20 protein-coding genes are annotated in these 21,383 nt (G+C 54.5%); 8 read left to right on the top strand and 12 right to left on the bottom strand.

What is annotated here, in order from left to right:
• Positions 1 to 103: 103 nt before the first annotated feature.
• On the top strand, positions 104 to 1,261 hold the full coding sequence (locus tag D3P07_RS13440; RefSeq protein ID WP_119800706.1) for a metallophosphoesterase: 1,158 nt from the start codon (positions 104 to 106) through the stop codon (positions 1,259 to 1,261).
• A gap of 207 nt (positions 1,262 to 1,468) precedes the next feature.
• On the opposite strand, the gene D3P07_RS13435 is transcribed toward D3P07_RS13440, so the two are convergent.
• The 4 genes from D3P07_RS13435 to D3P07_RS13420 all read right to left on the bottom strand — a co-directional run bounded on the left by D3P07_RS13435 (position 1,469) and on the right by D3P07_RS13420 (position 5,426).
• The gene (locus D3P07_RS13435) at positions 1,469 to 2,506 is read right to left on the bottom strand and encodes a FecCD family ABC transporter permease (protein ID WP_119800705.1); all 1,038 of its coding nucleotides are present in this window, start codon (positions 2,504 to 2,506) and stop codon (positions 1,469 to 1,471) included.
• Positions 2,503 to 3,516 carry a FecCD family ABC transporter permease gene (locus D3P07_RS13430; RefSeq protein ID WP_119800704.1) on the bottom strand — a complete coding sequence of 338 codons (1,014 nt, stop codon included), beginning with the start codon at positions 3,514 to 3,516 and terminating at the stop codon, positions 2,503 to 2,505. Before D3P07_RS13430 ends, D3P07_RS13435 begins: the two co-directional genes overlap by 4 nt.
• 95 nt (positions 3,517 to 3,611) lie before the next feature.
• Entirely contained in the window at positions 3,612 to 4,892 is a 1,281-nt protein-coding gene (locus D3P07_RS13425; RefSeq protein ID WP_119800703.1) for a stalk domain-containing protein, read from the bottom strand.
• Positions 4,893 to 4,907: 15 nt separating this feature from the next.
• Entirely contained in the window at positions 4,908 to 5,426 is a 519-nt protein-coding gene (locus D3P07_RS13420) for a hypothetical protein (RefSeq protein ID WP_147384513.1), read from the bottom strand.
• Between the two features lie 223 nt (positions 5,427 to 5,649).
• Here D3P07_RS13420 and D3P07_RS13415 point away from each other — a divergent pair, with 223 nt between their 5' ends.
• Positions 5,650 to 7,239, top strand: coding sequence for a helix-turn-helix domain-containing protein (locus D3P07_RS13415; protein ID WP_119800701.1), 1,590 nt, complete (start codon positions 5,650 to 5,652; stop codon positions 7,237 to 7,239).
• Between the two features lie 137 nt (positions 7,240 to 7,376).
• Here D3P07_RS13415 and D3P07_RS13410 read toward each other — a convergent pair whose 3' ends face one another.
• From D3P07_RS13410 to D3P07_RS13390, 5 genes are read right to left on the bottom strand one after another with little or no spacing between them, the layout of a single operon-like run.
• Positions 7,377 to 7,817, bottom strand: coding sequence for a metal-dependent transcriptional regulator (locus D3P07_RS13410; RefSeq protein ID WP_119800700.1), 441 nt, complete (start codon positions 7,815 to 7,817; stop codon positions 7,377 to 7,379).
• Positions 7,814 to 8,701, bottom strand: a complete 888-nt coding sequence (locus tag D3P07_RS13405; protein WP_119800699.1) for a metal ABC transporter permease — start codon at positions 8,699 to 8,701, stop codon at positions 7,814 to 7,816. The genes D3P07_RS13410 and D3P07_RS13405 overlap by 4 nt, the downstream gene beginning before the upstream one ends.
• On the bottom strand, positions 8,698 to 9,621 hold the full coding sequence (locus tag D3P07_RS13400) for a metal ABC transporter permease (protein WP_119800698.1): 924 nt from the start codon (positions 9,619 to 9,621) through the stop codon (positions 8,698 to 8,700). The genes D3P07_RS13405 and D3P07_RS13400 overlap by 4 nt, the downstream gene beginning before the upstream one ends.
• Positions 9,618 to 10,352, bottom strand: a complete 735-nt coding sequence (locus D3P07_RS13395) for a metal ABC transporter ATP-binding protein (RefSeq protein WP_119800697.1) — start codon at positions 10,350 to 10,352, stop codon at positions 9,618 to 9,620. The genes D3P07_RS13400 and D3P07_RS13395 overlap by 4 nt, the downstream gene beginning before the upstream one ends.
• 4 nt (positions 10,353 to 10,356) lie before the next feature.
• Positions 10,357 to 11,319, bottom strand: a complete 963-nt coding sequence (locus tag D3P07_RS13390) for a metal ABC transporter solute-binding protein, Zn/Mn family (RefSeq protein ID WP_259391482.1) — start codon at positions 11,317 to 11,319, stop codon at positions 10,357 to 10,359.
• 230 nt (positions 11,320 to 11,549) lie between these two features.
• Here D3P07_RS13390 and D3P07_RS13385 point away from each other — a divergent pair, with 230 nt between their 5' ends.
• Together D3P07_RS13385 and D3P07_RS13380 are read left to right on the top strand one after the other, a co-directional pair.
• The gene (locus D3P07_RS13385) at positions 11,550 to 12,281 is read left to right on the top strand and encodes a ZIP family metal transporter (protein WP_119800696.1); all 732 of its coding nucleotides are present in this window, start codon (positions 11,550 to 11,552) and stop codon (positions 12,279 to 12,281) included.
• Positions 12,282 to 12,395: 114 nt separating this feature from the next.
• A complete protein-coding gene (locus D3P07_RS13380) occupies positions 12,396 to 12,743 on the top strand; it encodes a hypothetical protein (protein WP_119800695.1) in 348 nt (115 codons plus the stop codon).
• A 15-nt stretch (positions 12,744 to 12,758) separates the two neighbouring features.
• Here the strand turns inward: D3P07_RS13380 and D3P07_RS13375 are convergent, their stop codons facing one another.
• A complete protein-coding gene (locus D3P07_RS13375; RefSeq protein WP_119800694.1) occupies positions 12,759 to 13,661 on the bottom strand; it encodes a LysR family transcriptional regulator in 903 nt (300 codons plus the stop codon).
• Between the two features lie 171 nt (positions 13,662 to 13,832).
• On the opposite strand from D3P07_RS13375, the gene D3P07_RS13370 reads away from it, so the two are divergent.
• The 4 genes from D3P07_RS13370 to D3P07_RS13355 all read left to right on the top strand — a co-directional run bounded on the left by D3P07_RS13370 (position 13,833) and on the right by D3P07_RS13355 (position 18,508).
• Positions 13,833 to 14,939 (top strand): extracellular solute-binding protein, encoded by a 1,107-nt coding sequence (locus D3P07_RS13370; protein WP_119800693.1) that lies wholly within the window; start codon positions 13,833 to 13,835, stop codon positions 14,937 to 14,939.
• 87 nt (positions 14,940 to 15,026) lie between these two features.
• Complete coding sequence (locus tag D3P07_RS13365; RefSeq protein WP_259391481.1) at positions 15,027 to 16,625, top strand: ABC transporter permease; 1,599 nt, start codon at positions 15,027 to 15,029, stop codon at positions 16,623 to 16,625.
• Positions 16,622 to 17,755, top strand: a complete 1,134-nt coding sequence (locus D3P07_RS13360) for an ABC transporter ATP-binding protein (protein WP_119800691.1) — start codon at positions 16,622 to 16,624, stop codon at positions 17,753 to 17,755. The genes D3P07_RS13365 and D3P07_RS13360 overlap by 4 nt, the downstream gene beginning before the upstream one ends.
• Positions 17,756 to 17,764: 9 nt before the next feature.
• Entirely contained in the window at positions 17,765 to 18,508 is a 744-nt protein-coding gene (locus D3P07_RS13355; protein WP_119800690.1) for a metallophosphoesterase, read from the top strand.
• A 120-nt stretch (positions 18,509 to 18,628) separates the two neighbouring features.
• On the opposite strand, the gene D3P07_RS13350 is transcribed toward D3P07_RS13355, so the two are convergent.
• Together D3P07_RS13350 and D3P07_RS13345 are read right to left on the bottom strand one after the other, a co-directional pair.
• Positions 18,629 to 20,608, bottom strand: a complete 1,980-nt coding sequence (locus tag D3P07_RS13350) for an ABC transporter permease (RefSeq protein WP_119800689.1) — start codon at positions 20,606 to 20,608, stop codon at positions 18,629 to 18,631.
• Positions 20,583 to 21,359: an ABC transporter ATP-binding protein gene (locus D3P07_RS13345; RefSeq protein ID WP_119800688.1), complete on the bottom strand. Its 777-nt coding sequence runs from the start codon at positions 21,357 to 21,359 to the stop codon at positions 20,583 to 20,585. Before D3P07_RS13345 ends, D3P07_RS13350 begins: the two co-directional genes overlap by 26 nt.
• Between the last annotated feature and the right edge of the window lie 24 nt (positions 21,360 to 21,383).

The raw sequence follows: 21,383 nt of genomic DNA, 5'->3' as shown, positions 1-21,383 counted from the left end.
CCATTCTATCAGATTAGCATCCGCCCCATTGCCTATGCTATAGTAGGAGCATTCCTTCTTGCTAGATCATCTATTTTTTCATAAAAAGGAGCTTGGTCCACCCATGAATCTGCGTGCTGTTTTTTCGATTATCGGATTTCTCGCTATCTATGGCGCGCTGGCAGGCTATATTGGCTGGAACGGCTGGGTCTTCCTGTCCCAAGTGACAGGTTGGGAGAGCGCTGTCCTCTATTCCTGTATCATCGCCCTGCTGGCCTTTGGTTATATCGCTGGCAGACTGGCGCAAGCAGCTCCGCTAGACTGGCTGACGACCCCGCTGAAGGTCATCGGCTCCTATTGGCTCGGACTGCTGCAATATTGCATACTGTTGTTCCCGATTGCGGATATTGCGGGACTATTGCTGAAGTGGGGTGGAGCAGAAGCAGACATCTATATTACAGCTGTCGGCGGAGTCGTTCTCTTGCTGCTGATCTTTTTGCTCGTGCTTGGCTCGCGCAATGCATGGTCTCCCGTCATTCGAACCTATCAGGTTCGCATTCCGAAGCCGGCAGGTGATCGACGGAAGCTGACGATCGCGATGGCGTCCGATCTGCATCTAGGCACGGTGATCGGCAATCGCCATTTGCACAAGCTGCTTCGCAAGGTGGAGGAGATTAAGCCGGATATCATCTTGCTGCCCGGCGATATTCTGGATGACGACCTGGCTCCATTCCTCAAAAAAGGGATGAAGCATGTCATCGGACAGCTGAAAGCGCCGCTTGGCGTCTATGCCGTAACAGGCAATCATGAATATTACGGCGGCAAGGTTCCCGAATTCGTTGCCGAAATGAACAGCATCGGCATACGGGTCCTGATGGACGAAACCGTTATGATCGGGAATGAATTTGCAGTAGTAGGCCGTAAGGATAAAGCCGTCGGCAGCCAGAACGGCGGACGGCAGAGCATCAAGGAGCTGGTCGAGCCGCTTGACCGGTCGCTTCCTGTCATTATGCTGGATCATCAGCCGTCGGATCTGGCAGCCGCGGCGGATAATGGCGTCGACCTTAGCCTGTCCGGCCATACGCATAGAGGACAGCTGGCACCCAACCACCTCATCACCAGACGAATGTTCGAGCTCGACTGGGGTTATTTGCGGAAAGGCGGCCTGCATGCGATCGTATCCTCCGGCTTTGGCTTCTGGGGACCGCCGCTGCGCATAGGAAGCCGTTCCGAGGTGCTGCGCATCGATGTTGAATTTGGGGATTCCATAACCAAGGAGTAGCATGGCAAGCTCGCTCAACAATAGACTCGGTCACCGCACAATTGATCGCCGGTCAACCGGCAACGAACCAGCGGTCCGCACCAACCCAAAACCTCCGCTTCTACCGAAAGGCAGAAGCGGAGGTTTTTTCGCGATTATATTATGATAGATTACGGAATACAGGCGGGCGGATTGGCTAATGAGAATGCAAAAGTCCCCTGACCGCTCCTAGCCTGTTTTCCTGGAACGATACAGCAAATAAATAAAAAACGGTGCACCTACCGCTGAGGTGAATACGCCAACCGGGATATCATACGGCAGAAAGACGGTTCTGCCGATCAAATCCGCTGCCGCAACCACGATAGCGCCGATTAGGGCACTCACAGGAAGTACCCGGCGGATGACGGGCCCGACCAGACGTCTCGCCATATGGGGCGCAATAAGCCCGACAAATCCGATAGAACCGCCAATAGCGACGGCGGCACCGGCAAGCGCCACGCTCAGCGACACCAACAGCAGCCTGTGGCGTTGCAAGGGCGAGCCGATGCCGATCGCAAGCTCATCCCCTAGCAATTGGGCATGCAAGTTACCGGTGTTGAAATATAAGATTATGCAAAACACGAGCATCCACGGAGCCAGTATAGCGGCATCTTCCCAGGAAGAGCCGTAGATCGTGCCTGTCAGCCAAATGTAAGCTGATGTAGCGGAGTAGGCGGGGCTGAATGTCAACAGAAACGACGTCCCTGCCGATAGAAGCGAAGCGACGCCGATGCCGACCAGCACCAGTCGCAGCGAATCCGCTCCTTTCCGCCAGGCTAGCATATAGATAAGAGCCGATGCGCAGAAGGCGCCAATGATAGCCGCTAGTGGCAGCAGCTCACGGCCGAATGTACCCGCCAACACGGTCAGGAACAATACGGCGCCGAGCGAAGCGCCACCCGTAATGCCCACCACATCCGGTGCGGCAAGCGGATTCCGGATGACGGCCTGCAGAATAGCGCCCGATATCGCCAAGGCTGCGCCTACGAGCAAGGCAATGGCAAGCCGCGGCGCTCTAAACGACTGCACGATGAGGACATCCTCCTCCAATCCACGCCCCCAAAGCCCCTGCCATACGCGGTGAATACCGATAAAGCTGTCGCCAAGCATCAAGTATAGGATGGATAATCCCATCGCAAGGAGCGAAAGCCACAGCATGGCTCGCGCCGCAGCATTTCGTTTGGTGCCCCGCTTGTCAGCTGCAATCTTATGAATAGGGGAATTCATAGCTTCGCACGCCCCTTTCGTGCGAGGTAGATGAAGAACGGCGCCCCGAGAACAGCCGTCATGATGCCTACCGGCACCTCAAGCGGGAAAATAATAAATCGCGCTGCCAAATCCGCCAGCAAGAGCAGGCTTGCGCCCAGCACGGCGCTATAGGGAAGAAGCCAGCGATAGTCCAGGCCTGCAATGCCTCTTGCAAGATGAGGAACGATAATGCCAATCAAGCCGATGGGTCCTGCTACTGCAACAGCACTCCCTGCCAGCAAGATTACAATCAGCCCGGCAGCCACCTTCATCAGCGTCATGTTCTGACCAAGCCCCTTCGCCGACTCCTCGCCCATCGCCATAATGTTCCACTGTCTGGACAAGGCTAACGCAAGGAGCCAGCCGGCTCCCATATACGGAAGCACAGGAAGCAGCATCTCTGTCGTTCTGCCGGCTACGGAGCCCGCTATCCAGAACAGGACATCCTGCAGCCCGCTTTCATTGCGCACGAGCATGCCTTGCGTCAATGATGCGAATAATGCCGTCATGGCGGAACCCGCAAGAATGATTCGAAGCGGCGAGAGCCCTTCTCTCCCTACGGAGCCCAGCACATATACAGCCGCCGCCGCTACAGCCGCCCCAAGGAACGAAATCCACATCAGAGGCTCCGTCTCCCGGATCGAGAACAATGTAATAGCAGCCACTACGGCTACCGAAGCGCCGGCATTAATGCCCAGCACGCTTGGCGACGCAAGCGGATTGCGGGTTACGCTCTGCAGAATGGCTCCCGCCAAAGCGAGCGATCCGCCGACCGAAGCAGCAATCAGCGCTCTGGGCAGCCTGGCCGTTCGCGCAACGACTTGATTCATTTCCCCTTCATCATAACTAGCAATGGAAGAGACGATATCGTTCCAACTGATCGAAACGAATCCGTACCTCATGCTTGCTATGAAGCTGATAGCCAGCAACACCAGTCCCCCCAGCAGACCTGCGCTGCGATAGACATTGCTTCTGAGCGTCCTTCCCATAACCTTGTTCCTTCCTCCCCTGATGCGAACACGCAACAAAAGAATGGGCTGAACAGCCCATTCTTTCATTGGCCTTGCTTATGTCATAGTAGCTATTATTCCAGTCCGAAGTAGAAGTAGAGATCATCCAGCATCAGCTTAGCCGCTAGTGCACCGCCGGACAGATTCCACGTTACAGAGTTGACTTTGTAGTACTTGTCGTTTTTAACGGCATTCAGGTTTTTCCACAGCGCGCTGCTGGTCCATGTTTTCTGATGCTGGAGAATAGCACCGTCGCCATCCCAGTCTGTTGTGAAGTCGAAGATATAGTCGCCGTCGAGCAAGCTGATTTGTTCCGTAGATGCTACAGGAATGATTTCTTCGCCTGTCGCCAGCTGCGCCTTCGGTGTGGAGAAGCCCAGCTCCTTGAAGATCTTGTACGCAAAGCCCGTATTATAGGCACGTGCCGTACCGTTCGGGTTCACCCGGATAATGGAGATCGCCGCGCCTTTTTCTTTCGAAGGGAGCTTGCGTTTGAAATCGGCAACCTGCACCTTCCAATCCTCCAGGAATGAATGGGCAATATCCTCTTTATTCAATACTTTGGACATCACTTGCAGGTTGTCTTGCCAATCAGCCAGATCCTTCGTCACAATGGTCGGAGCGATTTTGCTAAGCTGCTTGTAGATGCCTTCGTGACGGTCTTTTGTTGCGATAATAACATCCGGTTTGAGACCAACGATAGCTTCGACGTTCGGTTGTGTTTCGTCGCCCAGTGTTTTTGTGCCGATCAGGCCCGAACGAATATATTCGTAGAAGGGTTGCTGGATGTAGGATTCAACTGCGCCTACCGGCTTCACTTTAAGCAGGACAGAGATATCGACACCGCCGTTGAATAGGACAACGACACGTTTTGGAACACCGTTCAGCGTCGTGCTGCCGAGCTCATGCTTGAAGGTACGCTTCGTCTCCAGTACAGCTGTGGAAGAAGGCCCGTTCCAGGTTACCCATACGCCCAGCGATTCGCCTACGAAGCGAAGCGGCACGAGCAGCGTTCCGCTTACGTTCAGCGGAGCGGTATCCAGCGTTACAGCAGAGCCGTTAATGCGAGCCGACTTGCTGCCTTGCGTCAGCTCGATCGTTTGGCCGCTTTTTTTGATCGTTGCTTTTTTGCTCTTCGCGTCATAGCTGACCGTTCCGCCCAGCGCTTCCGCGATTGCGCGGTAAGGGACAAGCGTGCGGCCGTTTTCAATACGGGGATTTACGCTATAGGATTGCTTCTTGCCGTCGATTGTTACATTGACGGTTTTGCCTGCGGCAACTGCGGCTGTAGCCGGTACGAGACCCACAACAAGCGCCACCGCTAATAGCAGAGATAACATTTTTTTTCTCATCATTTTCTTCACAATCTCCTAACCTATGAATTCATTTGTCAAAGCGGGCTTCACATCGCGAAAGCCTTGGTACAGAGAATAGTCCAGATCAATAAGCCGCGTCTTGTCCCATTCGGTAGCATGGACTGCCTCCAGCACGCCACCCAGATCCGACGCGATCTGCTGAAGCTTCTCCGGCTGCGCGCTGCCCGCTTTCTCGCCAAGCGACTTCCAAAGCGCCGCCATGCGTTCAGCCTGCCGAACGGCTTCGTCGCGGTCATCGGACTCTACCGCCGATTTGAACGTCTTGATCAAGCTGGACAATTCCTCCGCCGCAGACGGCACATCGTCTATCTGGGCGGCCTCTATAAGGGCCAGTCGATCCTGCTTGCTATCGGTCTGCGCGCCGTCATCGGCGGCGATCGTGCCCGGCTCCTTCTTCGTATCCGAAGCACCGGCGCCGCAGCCAGTCAAGAGGAAGACAACCAACATCATGAGCATTATGTAGCGAATCGTTCCACAACCTCCAAACCCCATGTGAATGATAATCATTTTCATTAACTATTGTACCTAGCCCGTTTTTTGTTTCCCATACACGATATTGCCCGATTCGTATGGACAAAAATTTCACTACACCCATTCGCGCCACATACCGCTCGTCAGATTAGCTATTGCCCCATAACCAATATATTGCTAAAATTGTGAGTGATAATAATTATCAATATCAAATTATACTTCTGCGCCTATTATCGTACTTCTAATAGCAAAGGACTGCCGTGCCATGAATCCCCGTTCTTATTTCTCTTGCTATCCGCTTCAAATTGCTACTTTTCATTATAAAGAAGGTTTCCGCACCGAGCCTCAGCATGCTGAACACGGCCTGATCGGCATTGTGCAAAGCGGTGCCGGCATGCTGTTTCTGAGCAACGGCCGCTCCTGTCCGCTGCGCGAAGGCTCCTTCTTCTTCGCCCGGCCCGGCGACATCAGCTTCGAGCTAATGGCCGACCCTGGCGGCAGCCTAAAGCTCAGCCTTGTCCATTATGCGGCCGCCCAGCTTGATGAGGATCGGCTGACGCCAGGCGGCTATGAGCTCGTCCACGGGGATAATTGCTCCTACCGTGCCGCCTCGGCTCAGACGGAGTCGCTTCTCTCCAATCTTCGACAGGCGCTGAACGAATTCGGCGCCATCGGCGATATGCGCAAGCAGCTTGCTCTGTATGAGCTGCTTCTGCATCTGCATGCCCATCAGCATGCTCCGTCGCGCGCAGGCACCGATTCGATCCAGACGACAATCGATTATATGGAACGGCGACTGTCCAAGCCGCTCCAGATCAGCGAGCTGCCAAGACTGGCGGGAATGACGCCAAGCTCCTATTGCCGGGCGTTCAAGAAGCTGACCGGCCTGTCTCCCGGCAGCTATCTGACGAAGCTGCGCATGCTGAAGGCGAAGGAGCTGATGACCGACAAGCAGGCATCGCTGCGCGATATCGCTGTCAGCGTCGGCTATCAGGATGAGCTCTACTTCAGCCGTGTCTTCAAGAAGACGGAGGGCATCTCTCCGTCCATCTACCTGAAGCGCCGTGACCGCAAGATCGCGGTGGTGAGCAGTCACGCGCTGCAGGACCATTTGCTGGCGCTTGGCATTCTGCCAATTGCTGCTCCGAGCTTTCCGACCTATCACTTGACTCCATCAGGATTTCCAAGCTATCTGCATGAACGGCTAACAGGCACAGTTCCCCTTAACGCTGAGAATCCGATCCGTTCCAGCGATGTCGTGCCGCTCGGGCCGGACCTCATCTTAAGGACCAAGCTTAGGCATGATCTGAGCGACAAGCATTGGGGCGAAGAAGGCAGCGCGATTCTGATCGACCATTCCACCAGCTGGGAGCATTACTTCCGCGCAATCGCCAGCCGGGTTGACCGCATGGCGGAGGCGGAACGCGCGATCCGCGCCATGTCTGTGCTGGAACAGGAAGCGCGCCGCAAGCTGGAGCCGGTCACGAAGCAAGGCAAGTGGACAATCATTCGGCTGCTTCCGGACAACTGTCGCATATATGGCGTGAAAGAGCATGCTTTGACGGATCTGTTCTATGGAAGACTTCAATTCCAGGCGGAAGAGCGGATCAGCCACGGCACGTATTTGGATGACGCTTTCGACCAGTTGGTGGAGTGGGACCCGGAGCAGCTCCTTGTCATCTGGAGTGAAGAGCCGGTCATCCATCAGTTCAATGCCGATCCCCGCTGGCAGCAGCTGAGAGCGGTCAGGGAGAACAGAGTTTATTATCCCGACAGCAGAGAATGGGACCCCTGGGGGCCAATTGGACGGGAGCATATGATTAAAGCGATGGTCCGATTTTTTGTGAAGCTGTAGCAGCTGCGGTAATCCTCGCTTCTGTCAACCGCCTCATCTGAAACCAAAGCCCGCCGGTCATGAAATGCCTAACAACTTAGACATGCAAAGAAGCCTCATACCCGCTGCTTAAAGCAGGGATAGAGGCTTCCTTTGCATTATCTTGCGCGATCAAGCTTTCCGGCATAGCCGTTCTCCTGCTTCCTGGGCGCGTCCTGCGCTGCGTTCTCCTCCAGCATCCCGAGCAGCGCCTCCAGCCTGGAGGCTGACTCCCAACTGATATAATGCTCCAGCCGCTCCGCTTCCTTGCATGCTTGCGCTTCCGGGACACCCGCATGCCGCAGCAAGCTGACCAGCGTTCGATGTTTGCCGAGAAGCTGCTTGCCCATCCTTAATCCGGCATAGGTAGACGCAATCTGTCCATATTTCTCATAGATTACGTAGCCGCATTCCCGCAGCTTCAGCGCCATCTTGGATACGGTGGACAGATGGACGGACAGCGCTGCCGCCACATCCGACACCCTTACGCATCCTGTCGATCTCGACAGCACGTAGATTTGCTTCAGATGATCCTCCTCCATTACCGGCGTCAGGGTCATCCCTCCACTACGCCGCCGGCAGCACGAGGCCGGAACCAGCGCGACGCAAGGCCATGGCGAGGCGATCCAATAAAGCTGATCATAAAGACGATGCCCGTCGCAAAAGCCATCGAACCCGATATCGAGGTGTCGAGCCATGCCGCTACGTAATACCCGGCTGCGGCAGACAATACGCCGAACGAGCCGCTAAGCGCGAACATGACCAGCAGCCGGTCTGTCCATAAGTATGCTGCCGCAGCCGGTGTAATCAGCATCGCCACGACCATAATCGCGCCGACCGCATCGAAGGCCGCAACCGTCGTTACGGATACAAGCGACATAAAAACATAATGCATCAGCACAACCGGCAATCCCAGACTGGCAGCGAGCGCCGGGTCGAAGGACGTAATCTTCCACTCTTTGTAGAAAACGAGTACAGCGACTAGTACAACAATCAGCACAATGGACAAAATAAAGACGGCTTCCGGAATGGAACCGATCCAAGGCAGCTCGATCCTCTCCCAAGGGATAAACGTAATCTCTCCCATCAAGGTATGCTTCACATCCAGATGAGCGTTGCCGACCTTGGTCGCAATAAGCACGACGCCAATCGCGAACAGCGTAGTGAACACAACGCCGATGGACGCCTCCTGCTGCACGCCTCTGGCATGGAACCACTGCACCAGCATCGACGTGAGCAATCCCGCGGCGATCGCCCCGATGAGCATATGCACGCCGCTAAGCTCCCTTGTCACCAAATACGCAACGACGATGCCAAGCAGCACGGTATGGCTGATCGCATCGGCCATCATGGCCATTCTTCGCAAGATAAGCAATACGCCAATGATGCCGCATGATAGACCCACAAGCGATGCCGTCAACAAAATCCAGCCTGCATAGCTCATCTCGCTTCACCCCTCTCCAGCACCCGCTGTGCAGACACTGCCCGCGCTAGCGATTTCTTCTGCGCATATTGCTGCAAGAACAGGACAAGCATCCCTTTGCGCGCGCCGAAAGCAAGTGAGACGATGAAGAACGTGGATGCTGCAATGACTATAAACGGACCTGTCGGCCAGCCTTTGCCGAAGGTGCTGATCAAGGTTCCCGCCATCCCGGACGCTCCGCCAAAGATACCCGACAACACGACCATCCACAGGAAGGAGTTGGTCCAATATCTGGCGCTCACCGCCGGTATGATAAGCAGCGCCGCCATTAGAATAACGCCTACCGCCTGAATGCCGATCACGATGACAAGCACAAGCACCGTCATGTAGATGCTGCTCATCCAGCGGCTGGAGAGTCCGAGCCCCTTGGCGAACTGCGGATCGAACAGATAGAGCTTCCATTCCTTAAATGCGATAATTGAGATAAAGACAACGAGCAGCGCGACCCCTGACATGGTGAAAACATCCTTGCGAACCATCGAAGCAGCCTGGCCGAAGATGAAGCTGTCGAGACCGCTTTGACTTCCGCCGCCCATACGGTTCACGAAGGTCAGCAGCATAATGCCAAGACCGAAGAAGACGGACAGGATCATCCCCATCGCGGCATCCTCCTTCACCCGGCTGGACGAGCGAATCCACTGGATTAGCAGCGCCCCCAGCAGAGCGCTTGCCGCCGCTCCTGCGATCATAAGGGGCAGGCTCTTGCTTCCTGCGATCATAAATCCGATAATGACGCCCGGCAGCGCGGCATGGGACAAGGCGTCGCTCATGAGGCTTTGCCGCTTCCAATAGGCGAAGCATCCCATCACGCCCGCTGCCATTCCTAGTATCAGAGTGCTGAAGAGCACCCACTGGGCATTATGCGACAGTGCCAAACTCATCCCAGCTTCTCCCCCATCCATCTGAGCGTTCCGCCATAAGTGCGGAATATATTTTCCCTTGTGAAGGTCTCCGCCGTCGGTCCATGCGCCACGACGCTTCGATTCAGCATCAGCACCTGGTCGAAGTAATCCTCTACCGTCTGCAAGTCATGATGGACGACCAAAACCGTTCTTCCTTTGTTCTTGAGTACCTTCAGCGTATCCATAATAGCCCGCTCGGTAGCGGCGTCAACCCCGGCAAGCGGCTCGTCGAGGAAATACAGATCCGCATCCTGCACGAGCGCCCGCGCCAGGAATACCCGCTGCTGCTGCCCGCCCGACAATTGGCTGATCTGGCGGTCTGCGAATGCGGTCATGCCCATCTCGTCCAGCGCGCCCATAGCCAGATCGCGATGCATGCGCTTCGGCCACTTGAGCCAGCCGATCTTGCCGTAAAGGCCCATCATGACCACATCCAGCGCATTCGTCGGGAAATCCCAATCGACGGAGCCCCGTTGCGGAACGTAGCCGATTCTGGATTTAGCCTTACTGTATTCTGTTCCGAAAAATTGAACCGAGCCGGACAGACGCGGATGCAGATCCAGCATCACCTTCAACAGCGTCGATTTGCCCGCTCCGTTCGGCCCGACAATGCTCGTCAGCGTTCCCGGCTGCACATCGAACCGAACATCATTCAGCACTTTGTTTTTTCTGTAGGAAGCGGATAGGCCGCTTACGCTTAAGACATTCATCCTATTATTGCTCCTCTCCGCTAAGCGCTCTGCTTATCGTATCTACGTTATGAGCGTACATGCCGAGGTAAGTGCCTTCCTTGGTTCCCGCTTCGCCCATCGCATCGGAGAACAGCTCACCGCCCAGCAACACACTCAGCCCCTGCTTCTTCGCCCCTTCGATAACGGCATTGATGGAGGCCGGATTGATGCTGCTCTCGATAAAAACGGCGGGAACATTATGCTCAACCAGCGTGGCGATTGTATCATCGATATCCGACAGCCCGATCTCATCCTCCGTGCTAAGACCCTGCAAGCCGACAACTTGAATCCCCAGCAAGCGGCCGAAGTAACCGAATGCATCATGGGCGGTGACTAGAATCCGTTTGTCCTGCGGGATTTGGCTAACCTTCTGCACGGCTTCCGCCTTCAAAGCGTCCAGCTTCTCGAAGTAGCTCTTCCGGTTGCCCTCGAAGTAATCCGCATCGTCCGGAAACGCCTGCTTCAGCTCATCTGCAGCAGCCGACAGCGCTTGCTTCCACAGGTCGATATCGAACCAGATATGCGGATCAATCGCTCCGCCTTCGTCCTTCAGCAGCTTCTCCTCCGGGATCACTTCGCCAATCGCAAGGACGGGCCTGTTTTTGCCGATCTCCTCGAATACCTTCAGCATATTGGACTCCAGATGCAGCCCGCTGTAAAAAATCATGTCGCCATTCTCCAGCGTAGCGATATCACCTTGTGTCGCCGTATACAGATGGGGATCGACACCCGGTCCCATTAAGCTATGTACCTCTACCTTGTCGCCCCCGATAACAGACAGCGGCTCGGCGATCTGCGCAATGGTCGTGACGATATTGATCTTGCCGTTCTCGCTTTTGTCAGACTTCTCCCCTTTCTCACTACATGCGGCCAACAACAATGATAATGACAATACAAGCAGGACGGCTGTCCATCCTCTCTTTTTTCCGAGCAATCCGTTTCTCACTTTCCTCTCTCCTCCTGATTCCGCCCGGCTAGTTTGCCAAGGCAACAAAATGTGTTTAACGACAAAAGTTTTTCCCTAAGGCAAAACTAATGGTTACATACAAAATAGTAGACACAGGGCAATTTGTCAACCTTTTTTTGGACTTCTTTTCAAGCGGGCTTGTACATATAGCTTAATGATGGAATGGATTCGAGTGGATCTTATCGGGGCAAAAAAGGAGGATGGGGTTCATGAGCAGTCATGTAATGGGAATGGTGCTATGCGCCCTCACTACCGGCATCGGCGCTATCCCGGTCTTGCTGTTCCGCCGAATCTCCCATAGACGAATGGATATCTTGCTGGCTTATACAGCCGGAGTTATGGTCGCTGCCTCCACGTATGGGCTTATTCCCGCATCGCTGAAGCTGACTAATCTATATGTGCTGTTCTTCAGCGTGCTGATGGGTGCGCTGCTGCTTAGCCTGCTGGAGCAATTCGTACCGCATGTGGACCTTCATCATGAGAGGGGAGGCGTCGCGCTGCCGCGGGAATCGCTGACGCTTGTGATGGCGATGGCACTCCATAACGTGCCGGAGGGGTTGTCGGTGGGAGCAAGCTTCGCCAGCGATAGCGACAATCTCGGCGTCATCGTCTCACTGTCAATCGGGCTGCAGAATGCGCCCGAAGGCTTCCTGGTCGCCTTGTTTCTCGTCAATCAGCGCGTGAGTCGGCGCATCGCGGTGCTTGTCGCGTCATTGACGGGATTAATCGAGATGGCTGCCGCCTTTCTCGGCTATCATTTGGCCAGCATTGCAGCATCGCTTGTGCCGTATGGCCTTGCTTTTGCCGCTGGCGCCATGCTTTTTATCGTATACAAGGAGCTGATTCCCGAGACGCACGGGCATGGCTATGAGCGATCGGCGACCTTTGCGTTTTTGCTGGGCCTTCTCAGCATGATCAGTGTTGTAGAATGGTTCCGTTAATAATTCCTTCCAGCACAAAAGCTCCCTTCGGTCTATCAGTTGTTGACGGTTAAAAAACTTTCCCTAGGGAAACATAAGTCCAGCAAGCTACAATATGACGAAGCGGAGGCTGACATGCTGCTCATTTACGCTCTTGCTTTACTACTTGTCGGATTATTTGCGGTCAATGGCGTATTCGCCTACCAGAGCAAGCACATCGACCCAGCCTTCTGGACGACGGTCTGGTACCAGACCAAGCTAATCCCGCTATTTTTTGCCGCCAATCTGATGATCGGCTACGGAGTCAAATTCACACATCACGTATTCGGCAATTTGACCTTTGCTCTCACCTTGTCCAAAGGTGTCGAGATCGTCGTATGTGTCGTACTGGGCTTCTTCTTCATGAAGGAAGTGCCGAAATGGAACACCTACGTCGGACTTGTCATGGTTATTGCGGGATTCTGGGTGACGAAAATGAAATGATGACATGACGCAGCTTCAGTTTGCGTGCTCCTGTTTCAAAGATTGTCTGATGAACGCGATAAAGGAACGCACCGCGCCCGAAAGCTGCTCCTCATCCCGGTAAGCAAGGCAAATATTCCGCTTATTCTCATAGTGCGGGAGACTGCGCATGATAAGCTCTCCCGCCTCCACCTCCCGTCTGACGCTGCGGGCTGGCAAAATGCCGATCCCCATATTACACTTAATCGCTTCCTTGATCGTCTCAATCGCCCCCAGCTCCATCACTTGATCCCACTGCAGGCCATTCGCCTTTGCCCATTCATCGGACAGCGTCCGCGAGGTCGAGCCAATCTCATGCAGCAAAAAGGTCTCCTCCCGCATCTGGCCGACCGTTATCGGATCAGCCGCGCACAACGGATTAAGCGGCGACATGAGCAGCTTCAGCTCATCTTGAACAAGCGGCACAATAACCAGTCCCCTCTCCTCAAGCGCGCCAAGCGAAACAATTCCCGCATCGATCTCATAATCCCTCAGCATCGTCAACACCGATTCTGCTTGCTTGACCGTCAGCATCAGCGAGACATCCGGATTCAAGTTCCGATATGACGCAAAGTGTGGAGGCAGCACATAGGTTGCTGGCGTATAGCTCGCCCCGATCCGCAGCCTTCCGCCCTTCTGGCTGCTATAAGCTGCCATGGCGCCGCTAGCCGTCTCAGTCAGATGTACAATTCGCCGCGCATAGGGAAGCAGCTCCGCCGCAGCCTCATTCGGATGCAGGCTTCGCGATTGCTTGCGGAAGAGTTCTACCCCAAGCTCCTCCTCCAGCTTCCGCAGATGGAAGCTGACGGTAGGCTGTTTCAGTCCCAGCCTGTCCGCCGACTCCGCCAGCGTCCTTCCTCCGCACATCTCGATAAACACCTTCAGCTGTTGAATATTCAAGCTGCATCCCCTCTTCCGTTTTGGCTGCCTAAAATATAGATGATATCTATATATTTATCAATACATATAGACGTTATTTAACAAAAACTCGACATCGCGTTAACGCTCAACTGACAAACCGTTGGTAGAGTTAGAGATGCAAGCCAATAACCTTCTGGAGGGAATCAATCAATGAATACGTACCGCAACAGCAAGCTTAGCCTCTTGCTCATTCTGGCGCTTGCGCTCGTCTTAAGCGCATGCGGCAGCGGCAATGGAAATAAGGGCGCGAATACAGGCGCGGGCACGACGCCGCCTTCGGCAACCTCGGAGCTGAGCAGCCAGCCGTCCGAGACGCCAGCTGCGCAAGATGAAGGAACATTAACCGTCTATCTGAACGACTTCGACGATATGATCGCACCGCTCTTCGAAGCGGCTACCGGCTATAAGGTCGAGCTGGTTGTAGGCAATGGAGCCGAAATCATGTCGCGCGTCGAAGCCGAGAAGGGGAATCCGCACTGGGATGTGCTCTGGATGGATGCGATGCCTTCCATACACGGACTGGGCGAAGCCGGCCAGCTGATGGAATGGACGCCGGACAATCTGGGCAATCTGGACGACTTCGCCAAGGGCTTTGTGCCGGAGAAGCACTGGTACTTCCCGACTGGCGCTCATGCTGCCGGCGTCATCGTCTACAACAAGGACAAAGTCAAGGCGGAGGACGCTCCCGCTTCTTGGGAACAATTCGACGATGCGAAGTACAAGGGCATGATCGGCATGGCTGATCCAGCAATTGCTGCTCCCGCTTATCCGTACGTGTCCTGGTTCTTCAACAACCTTGGCATGGAGAATGGCCAACAATACTTCAGCGGACTGATGAAGAGCGGTCTCAAAGTGTATCCGAAAAACCCGAACGTCGTCAGCGCCCTGACAAGCGGCGAGATTTCCATTGCTGCACTTCAAGAAAGCAATGCATATGCCATGATCAATAAAGGCGAGCCGATCGAAATTATTTGGCCAGAGGAAGGGGCGCCTGCATCCGTACGGGTAGCCGCGATTCAAAAGGATACCAAAAATCCGAATGCCGCCAAAGCGTTCATTGAATTCCTGCTCGATCCCGCTACACAGCAAGCGCTGGTCGATAAAGGGGATGAGAGCTACTTCCAGCCTTCGGCGACAGGCGTTACGCCTAGAGTGGACCGCGCAGCCCATGCGAAGCTCGTAGCAGCCGACGCTTCCTGGGCATCCCAGAATGAAGCGGCGATCAAGCAATGGTTCGCCGACCAATCCGTACAATAACCGATGCGATCGATTGGCAGGGACAAGCTGGGATGGAGCGTAAGCGTCATCCTGATCGTCCTCGTAATGCTCCCCTTGGCGGCAGTCATGATTCAAGTGCTGCTGCCGGGGGTTTTCTTCGGCAATTGGCAACTCGGCGACTGGAAGCTGCTGCTCCAAATCTTTCACCGGCCATTATGGCAAAAGTCGCTTGAGAACTCGCTATTGCTCGGCGTCGGAACGACGCTGCTTGGCACACTGCTGGGCGCGGCGCTTGCCGCCATCCGCTCCAGCTGGTCCTTTCCGACCGCAAAGCTGCTGGACGCCTCCGTCTGGCTGCTGCTCATTACGCCGTCCTTCATATTGGCGCAAGGCTGGGTGCTCTTCGCATCCGGAGGAGGCATTGCTGTCCAGCTGTTCGGCTGGGATTGGGTGAAGAATGCCATCTTCACTCCTGCAGGGCTGATCTTTATGATGACGCTGAGCAAATTCCCGTTCGCTTATTTGAGCGTACACGCTGCACTAGAGTGGAAGGTCGACCAACTGTCGCAAGCGGCGCGATTATGCGGCGCATCGGCATGGACGACATGGCGTACCATCCATGCACCACTGCTGCTCCCTGCCCTTCTGGCTGGCGCAGCGCTTGTGTTTATGGATACCATCGGGGATTTTGGCATGCCCGCTTCCATTGCGGCTGTCTATCGTTTTCCCACGCTGCCTTATTCCATCTATTCGGCCATCTATACCTCGCCGATCCGATTCGATATGGCCGGAGTGCTGTCGTTCTATCTGGTAGCGCTGATCGGGCTGGCAATGATGCTGCAATTTTATGCGCTTAAGCGGTCCCGCTACGACTTCTTGACGGCAAGAGCCTCGCGCTCGGTTCCGCAATCGGCTGGACGCTTCACACCCTTGTTGACGGCACTGAACCTCCTGTTTCTGCTGCTAGTTATTGGAGTTCCTGTCGGCTCCAACATCGTCAGCTCCCTGCTGAAGACGCAAGGCGGCGGTGTAACGACGGATAATTTAACCTTGGAGCATTACCGCAGCTTATTCAGCTCGGCAAGCAATCTGCTGACCGGTCTATGGCACTCGCTTGCGATTGCTGGAGCCGCCGCGATTCTGGGACTTCTGATCGGTCTCGGCGTTGCGTACGTGCTGACTTATTCGCGCTTCCAGTTCAAAAGGTCGATTGAGGTATTCTCGATCATCACGCTTGCCGTACCCGGCGTGGTGCTCGGCATCGGCTATATCTTCGTCTGGAATCAAAAGTGGCTGGAGCCGCTGGGGCTGCTTCTGTACGGCACCCCGTGGATTCTCGTGCTGGCAGCCATCGCGGGTGCGATCCCGGTCATTACCCGGCTAATGACAGGAGCCATGGCCAAGGTGCCCGGCAACCTGCTGTCCGCTGCCCAGCTCCAGGGCGACAGCTTTCTGAACCGCATGCGCTATATTCTGCTTCCGCTTATTCGCGGAGCGCTGCTGTCGGCGGGACTCGCGGCCTTCGGCGCAAGCATATTCGACCTGGCAGTCAGCTCGATCTTATTCCCGCCGAAATTCGTGACGCTTCCTGTTGCGATCAACAAGGCGTTCGAGGACTTGAACTTCGGCTATGCCTCCGCGGCAACCGTGACAAGCTCCCTCATTGTCATTCTTATCATACTGGCGATAGAGCTGCTGCTTCGCCGCAAGGAGGCATCATCATGACACAAGCATCCAGCAACAACATCCTGCTCGACATCTCCGATGTGACCAAAAGCTACGGCAACTTCCAGGCGCTGAAGGGCATATCGCTAACGATGCGGCAAGGTGAAATTATTAGTGTGCTCGGGCCGTCCGGCTGCGGCAAGTCTACGCTCCTTCAGCTTGTGGCCGGCTTGTCCCAGCCCGATGACGGCACGATCTGGCTCGGCGGCGGCATCGTCGCAACGGCCAAGTCGCTTGTGCCCCCTGAGAAGCGGGGCGTCAATATGGTGTTCCAGGACTACGCGCTGTGGCCTCATATGTCCGTCATGGACAATATCGAATACGGATTGAAGCGCATGAAGCTGGGCAAAGAAGAGATGAACGCCAGAGTGGGCGAGCTACTGAGCCTTCTGCATCTGGAGGGGCTGGAGAAACGCCTTCCCCCTCAGCTCTCCGGAGGACAGCAGCAGCGTGTCGCCATTGCCAGAGCCCTTGCGACGAGGCCGAAGCTGATGCTGCTCGATGAGCCGCTGTCCAACCTGGATATGCGGCTGCGCGTGGAGATGCGGACGGAGATGGCGTGTTTGTTCCGCAAATTGGGTATTAGCGTCTTCCACGTTACCCATGATCCCGACGAGGCGTTCGCTATGGCGGACCGTCTGCTCATTATGAGAGCCGGCAGAATCGATCAGCTCGACACACCGGAGCAATGCTTCAAGCGGCCCGCTAGCCGATGGTCCGCCTCCCTGATGGGCGCGTTCAACACGTTAAAGGGCAAGATCATCGACCATACGATTAATCGTTCAGTGATTCAAATCGGAAACCAAACGCTCCAAGGGATCGTGCCCACAGCTAAATCCGGTACTAACAGCGGCCACGGCAGCAAGGATGGCCTGCTCATGTTCAGGCCGGAAGAATTGAAGCCAGTCCCCATGCAGGAGAACTCGAATGACGACTCAGTGAACAATCAATTAATAGTCCATATTCTACATTGTTCATTCGAAGGCACCAAATGGCGTGCAGTAGCCGAGACCGAATGCGGCCAGAAGCTATATATTGTTCATGAGACCCCTCTGGCCGCAGGAGAGCGGATGGCAGTCTGTCTGCCCCTTCAATCCGCTTATATCTATAGGGATGAGGACGAAAGGTAGTCGATTGACGTGAACAATGACAACAAGATGGCAAGCGCCAAGCGGCTGCTCGCCATATCGGATATACATGGGCATCAAGATGGCCTCATGCGTCTCTTGCATGAGGCTGCATACGATCCTGCGCGAGATCAGCTGCTGCTGCTTGGCGATTACATCGATGCCGACAATCCTGCTTCATGGAGGACGCTGGATGTCGTGAAGGAACTGGTCTCACAAGGGGCCAGCGCCATTCCCGGCAACCAGGAGCTGAAGCTGGCCGCTCTGTCCAAGCGATATCGGGGACGCAGAGGGCTTCCAGGCCAACAGCGCCAATACGTGAAATGGATCAGCTCGCTGCCTCTATGCATCATCGAAGCAGAAATTCTGTTCGTGCATGCCGGACTCCGACCTGGCATCCCTCTTCGCGAGCAGTCCGTCCGCGATATGACGGAGATTCGGGAAGAATTTTTCGCCTTCCCGCTGGAGCAGCTTGCTGCGCTTATCGACGGTGACGAAAGCAACCGGAATAAGCGGCTATGGCGACGCATCATGTTCGGCCATACGCCGACCAGCAAGCTGGGGGCAGTACCGGGCGACATCTGGACGGACGGAAGGCGAATCGCAATCGATACGGGCGCCAAGCACAGTCAGCGCCTTACCCTGCTCGACATTCATGAAGGAATCAGCTATTCCTGCCCGACGGAGCCGGGCTACCGCAGCGGCGAGTGCACGAAGAGCATTATCAAATCGCTTGTAGGCCCAGCCATCAACTGATGTCTTGCAAGCCAGAGAACAAAAGGAACCCCCCGTATCAGCCGAGGTCGGCGATGCGGGAGGTTCTCTCTTGTTCATCTTCACTTCTATTCCTCAATGGGTATGTTCTGCGGAATTATCTTACGCTGCTGCCGATCCGCGAAGCATGCTCTTCATGTAGCTGTTGCTGGCAAGCAGGAAGTATATCGTCTGCATCCCTACATAGATACCGATGACGACAAATGAATAGAACCAATTGGATGTATTCATCATGTTGTCGAGCGAGCGCATCGCGAACAGTGCATGGCTGATGCCGACAACGCATGGAATAAAGAAGATAATCGCGATTTGCGAAACAACGACTCTCCGAATTTCCTTCCGGGTCATGCCGATGCGAGTGAGGCCTTTGAATTGTGCCTGGTCCTCCTGAATTTCCGTGAACAGCTTAAAGTAGATCATGCTGCCCGCGGCAATAAAGAACAGCAAGCTGATGAACATGCCGATGAATAGCGTCAAGGAAACTGTCTCATTCAGCTCCGAATACCTTTGCGGCCGGTTGAAATCCTTTTCGTAATTCATGTCCTCCGGAACCAGCTTAACCAGGTTCTCTACGATCGGAGCGGCTTTTTCCCAATTCTTCAGCTCATACCCGTAGAACACAAGCTGTTCGTCCTCGCTGATACCCGAGATCATGTTAATGAACGCCAAGTCATCCATCACCAGCGTCAGCGAATTGGAATCAATCCAATTGTTCGTTACGCTTGTATCGATAGACCCGGACACGGGAATCTCAAGCTTCTCACCATTAATATAACCTGTCGCCTTCCCGCTGCCGAATAGCGTCTTATCAAAGTTGCGGTACAGCAGCGTCAGCTTGCCGCTCTCGACGGCAATCTGCGGCTTGCCTTGCTCCTTCGCCAGCTTGTTGTAATCGGAAGCCGATATAATCATGGCGTTGCGCTGGTATTCATTCGTTTCATCATGTCCATTCCCTAAGTAGGTAGACGTGTCATTATCGAACGTAATCGAATATTTCTCCAATCCGATACCGACTACTTTGGCCTCGTGATCGAATGAGAAGCCGCCTTCCTTCACAATACGCTGCAGGTCGTCCGGATTGATGACATTATGCGTATGAAGTCCTTTCTCTACGTAGGCAATCGAGAACGGCGAGCTGTTCACGAGATCCTGCTTGCCTTGGACATGCATAATATATACCGTGCCCAGCGCCGTCATAATAACTGCGCTCAGGATGGATACGACGAACAGAATGCGGGCGTTATCTCTAATTTTGTAGCCCAACTGAGCGAAAATCAGCATATTGGTCCGTTTGTAATACAAGCCATGCCGCTTCTGAATGAATTGCAGGATGACGATGCTTAGTTGTGTGAACAAGAAATAGGTTCCAACAACGACCGTGATCAGAATCGGCAGCGCCAATAAGACAAAGTTATAGCTATCCATCATAAGCGCCATGCCATAACCCACTGCAAGGCTTAGGGCCCCAATGACAACAAGCCAGCGAGAGTAGACCAGCTTGCCCTTCGGTTGTCTCGACGCCTTCAGCAGATCGATAATTTCCGTCCGACCCATCCGAAGAACCGTCCAGAAGGAGATCAGCAGGAACAGGGCAAAAAATCCGCCGGCAGTCAGCCATACCGCCTTCAGCGGCACCGCGAACATAATCGAATCGTTCATGCCCAGCAAAGCGGCCAGCGCCATGAAGAACAGCTTGCTGAACAGAATGCCCAGTCCAATGCCAACGGCGATAGACATTATCGCAATGACAATGTTCTCATAGATGACCAGCTTGCGAAGCTGAGACTTGGTCATGCCGAACAAGGAGAACAAGCCAAATTCCTGCTTCCTCGTCTTCAGAAACGCGGAGTTGGAATACAGGATGAACAGGAACGAAAAGACGATAATGATATATAAGCAAAATTGCATGCCGTCGCGCACCTTGTCCGCGCTTAGAATATGTCCACTCACCACATCCGGGTGGTTCAGGAAGGACGCATACAAATAGAAAATTAGGACTGAAAATACGCTGCTAAGGAAAAACGCACTATATGAACGCCAATTCCCCCGTACATTACTAAGCGCGAGCGAACGGAACGTCATCGAAATTCCCTCCCAGCACGCTCAGCGCGTCCAGTATTTGTTGGAAGAACGCCTGGCGGTTCGAGCCTCTGCGGATCTCCGAGAAAAACTTGCCGTCCTTAATAAACACAATTCGCTGACAGTAGCTGGCGGAGAACGGGTCATGCGTCACCATCAAAACGGTCGCCTTGAATTTTTCGTTCATTTCCTTCAGCGCGTCCATGACATCCTTGGCTGCCTTGGAATCCAGGTTGCCGGTCAGCTCGTCCGCAAGGACAAGCGAAGGCTGATGAATGATCGCTCTCGCTATTGCCGCGCGCTGCTTCTGTCCGCCCGATACCTCATACGTCCGCTTCTCCAGTATCCCGCCAATCTGCAGCATCTCCACGATAGGTCCAAGCCTCTGCTCGATCAACTTGGGCGCCATCCCTTCCATGACAAGCGGCAATATAATATTTTCCTTTATGGACAGCGTGTCCAGCAAGTTGAAGTCCTGGAATACAAAGCCCAGCTCCCGTCTGCGGAACAGAGCCAGCTTGTTGTCGCTAAGCTTCGTCGGATTGACTCCGTTAATCTCGATTGTTCCCGATGTCGGCCGGTCGATCGTCGCAAGCAAATTAAGCAGCGTCGTCTTGCCGCTGCCCGAAGGTCCCATGACGCCGACGAACTCGCCCGCTTCGACCCCCAAATCGATATTTTCCAGCGCTTTATAAACGACATTGCCTTTTGTGCTATATATTTTGCCTAACCCTTGCGCTCTCAGTACGCTCATTGCTACAATTCCTCCCCGGAAATC

The sequence above is a fragment of the Paenibacillus sp. 1011MAR3C5 genome (assembly GCF_003591485.1).
Taxonomy (GTDB): Bacteria; Bacillota; Bacilli; order Paenibacillales; family Paenibacillaceae; genus Pristimantibacillus.
Note: the sequence above shows the minus strand (reverse complement) of the source record. Positions and strands in the feature narration are given on the sequence as shown.

Bases quoted from the DNA above. Each gene is read 5' to 3' on its own strand.
- D3P07_RS13440 (WP_119800706.1), top strand. From the start codon at position 104: ATGAATCTGCGTGCTGTTTTTTCGATTATCGGATTTCTCGCTATCTAT.
- D3P07_RS13435 (WP_119800705.1), bottom strand. From the start codon at position 2,506: ATGAATTCCCCTATTCATAAGATTGCAGCTGACAAGCGGGGCACCAAA.
- D3P07_RS13430 (WP_119800704.1), bottom strand. From the start codon at position 3,516: ATGGGAAGGACGCTCAGAAGCAATGTCTATCGCAGCGCAGGTCTGCTG.
- D3P07_RS13425 (WP_119800703.1), bottom strand. From the start codon at position 4,892: ATGATGAGAAAAAAAATGTTATCTCTGCTATTAGCGGTGGCGCTTGTT.
- D3P07_RS13420 (WP_147384513.1), bottom strand. From the start codon at position 5,426: ATGAAAATGATTATCATTCACATGGGGTTTGGAGGTTGTGGAACGATT.
- D3P07_RS13415 (WP_119800701.1), top strand. From the start codon at position 5,650: ATGAATCCCCGTTCTTATTTCTCTTGCTATCCGCTTCAAATTGCTACT.
- D3P07_RS13410 (WP_119800700.1), bottom strand. From the start codon at position 7,817: ATGACCCTGACGCCGGTAATGGAGGAGGATCATCTGAAGCAAATCTAC.
- D3P07_RS13405 (WP_119800699.1), bottom strand. From the start codon at position 8,701: ATGAGCTATGCAGGCTGGATTTTGTTGACGGCATCGCTTGTGGGTCTA.
- D3P07_RS13400 (WP_119800698.1), bottom strand. From the start codon at position 9,621: ATGAGTTTGGCACTGTCGCATAATGCCCAGTGGGTGCTCTTCAGCACT.
- D3P07_RS13395 (WP_119800697.1), bottom strand. From the start codon at position 10,352: ATGAATGTCTTAAGCGTAAGCGGCCTATCCGCTTCCTACAGAAAAAAC.
- D3P07_RS13385 (WP_119800696.1), top strand. From the start codon at position 11,550: ATGAGCAGTCATGTAATGGGAATGGTGCTATGCGCCCTCACTACCGGC.
- D3P07_RS13380 (WP_119800695.1), top strand. From the start codon at position 12,396: ATGCTGCTCATTTACGCTCTTGCTTTACTACTTGTCGGATTATTTGCG.
- D3P07_RS13370 (WP_119800693.1), top strand. From the start codon at position 13,833: ATGAATACGTACCGCAACAGCAAGCTTAGCCTCTTGCTCATTCTGGCG.
- D3P07_RS13365 (WP_259391481.1), top strand. From the start codon at position 15,027: ATGATTCAAGTGCTGCTGCCGGGGGTTTTCTTCGGCAATTGGCAACTC.
- D3P07_RS13360 (WP_119800691.1), top strand. From the start codon at position 16,622: ATGACACAAGCATCCAGCAACAACATCCTGCTCGACATCTCCGATGTG.
- D3P07_RS13350 (WP_119800689.1), bottom strand. From the start codon at position 20,608: ATGACGTTCCGTTCGCTCGCGCTTAGTAATGTACGGGGGAATTGGCGT.
- D3P07_RS13345 (WP_119800688.1), bottom strand. From the start codon at position 21,359: ATGAGCGTACTGAGAGCGCAAGGGTTAGGCAAAATATATAGCACAAAA.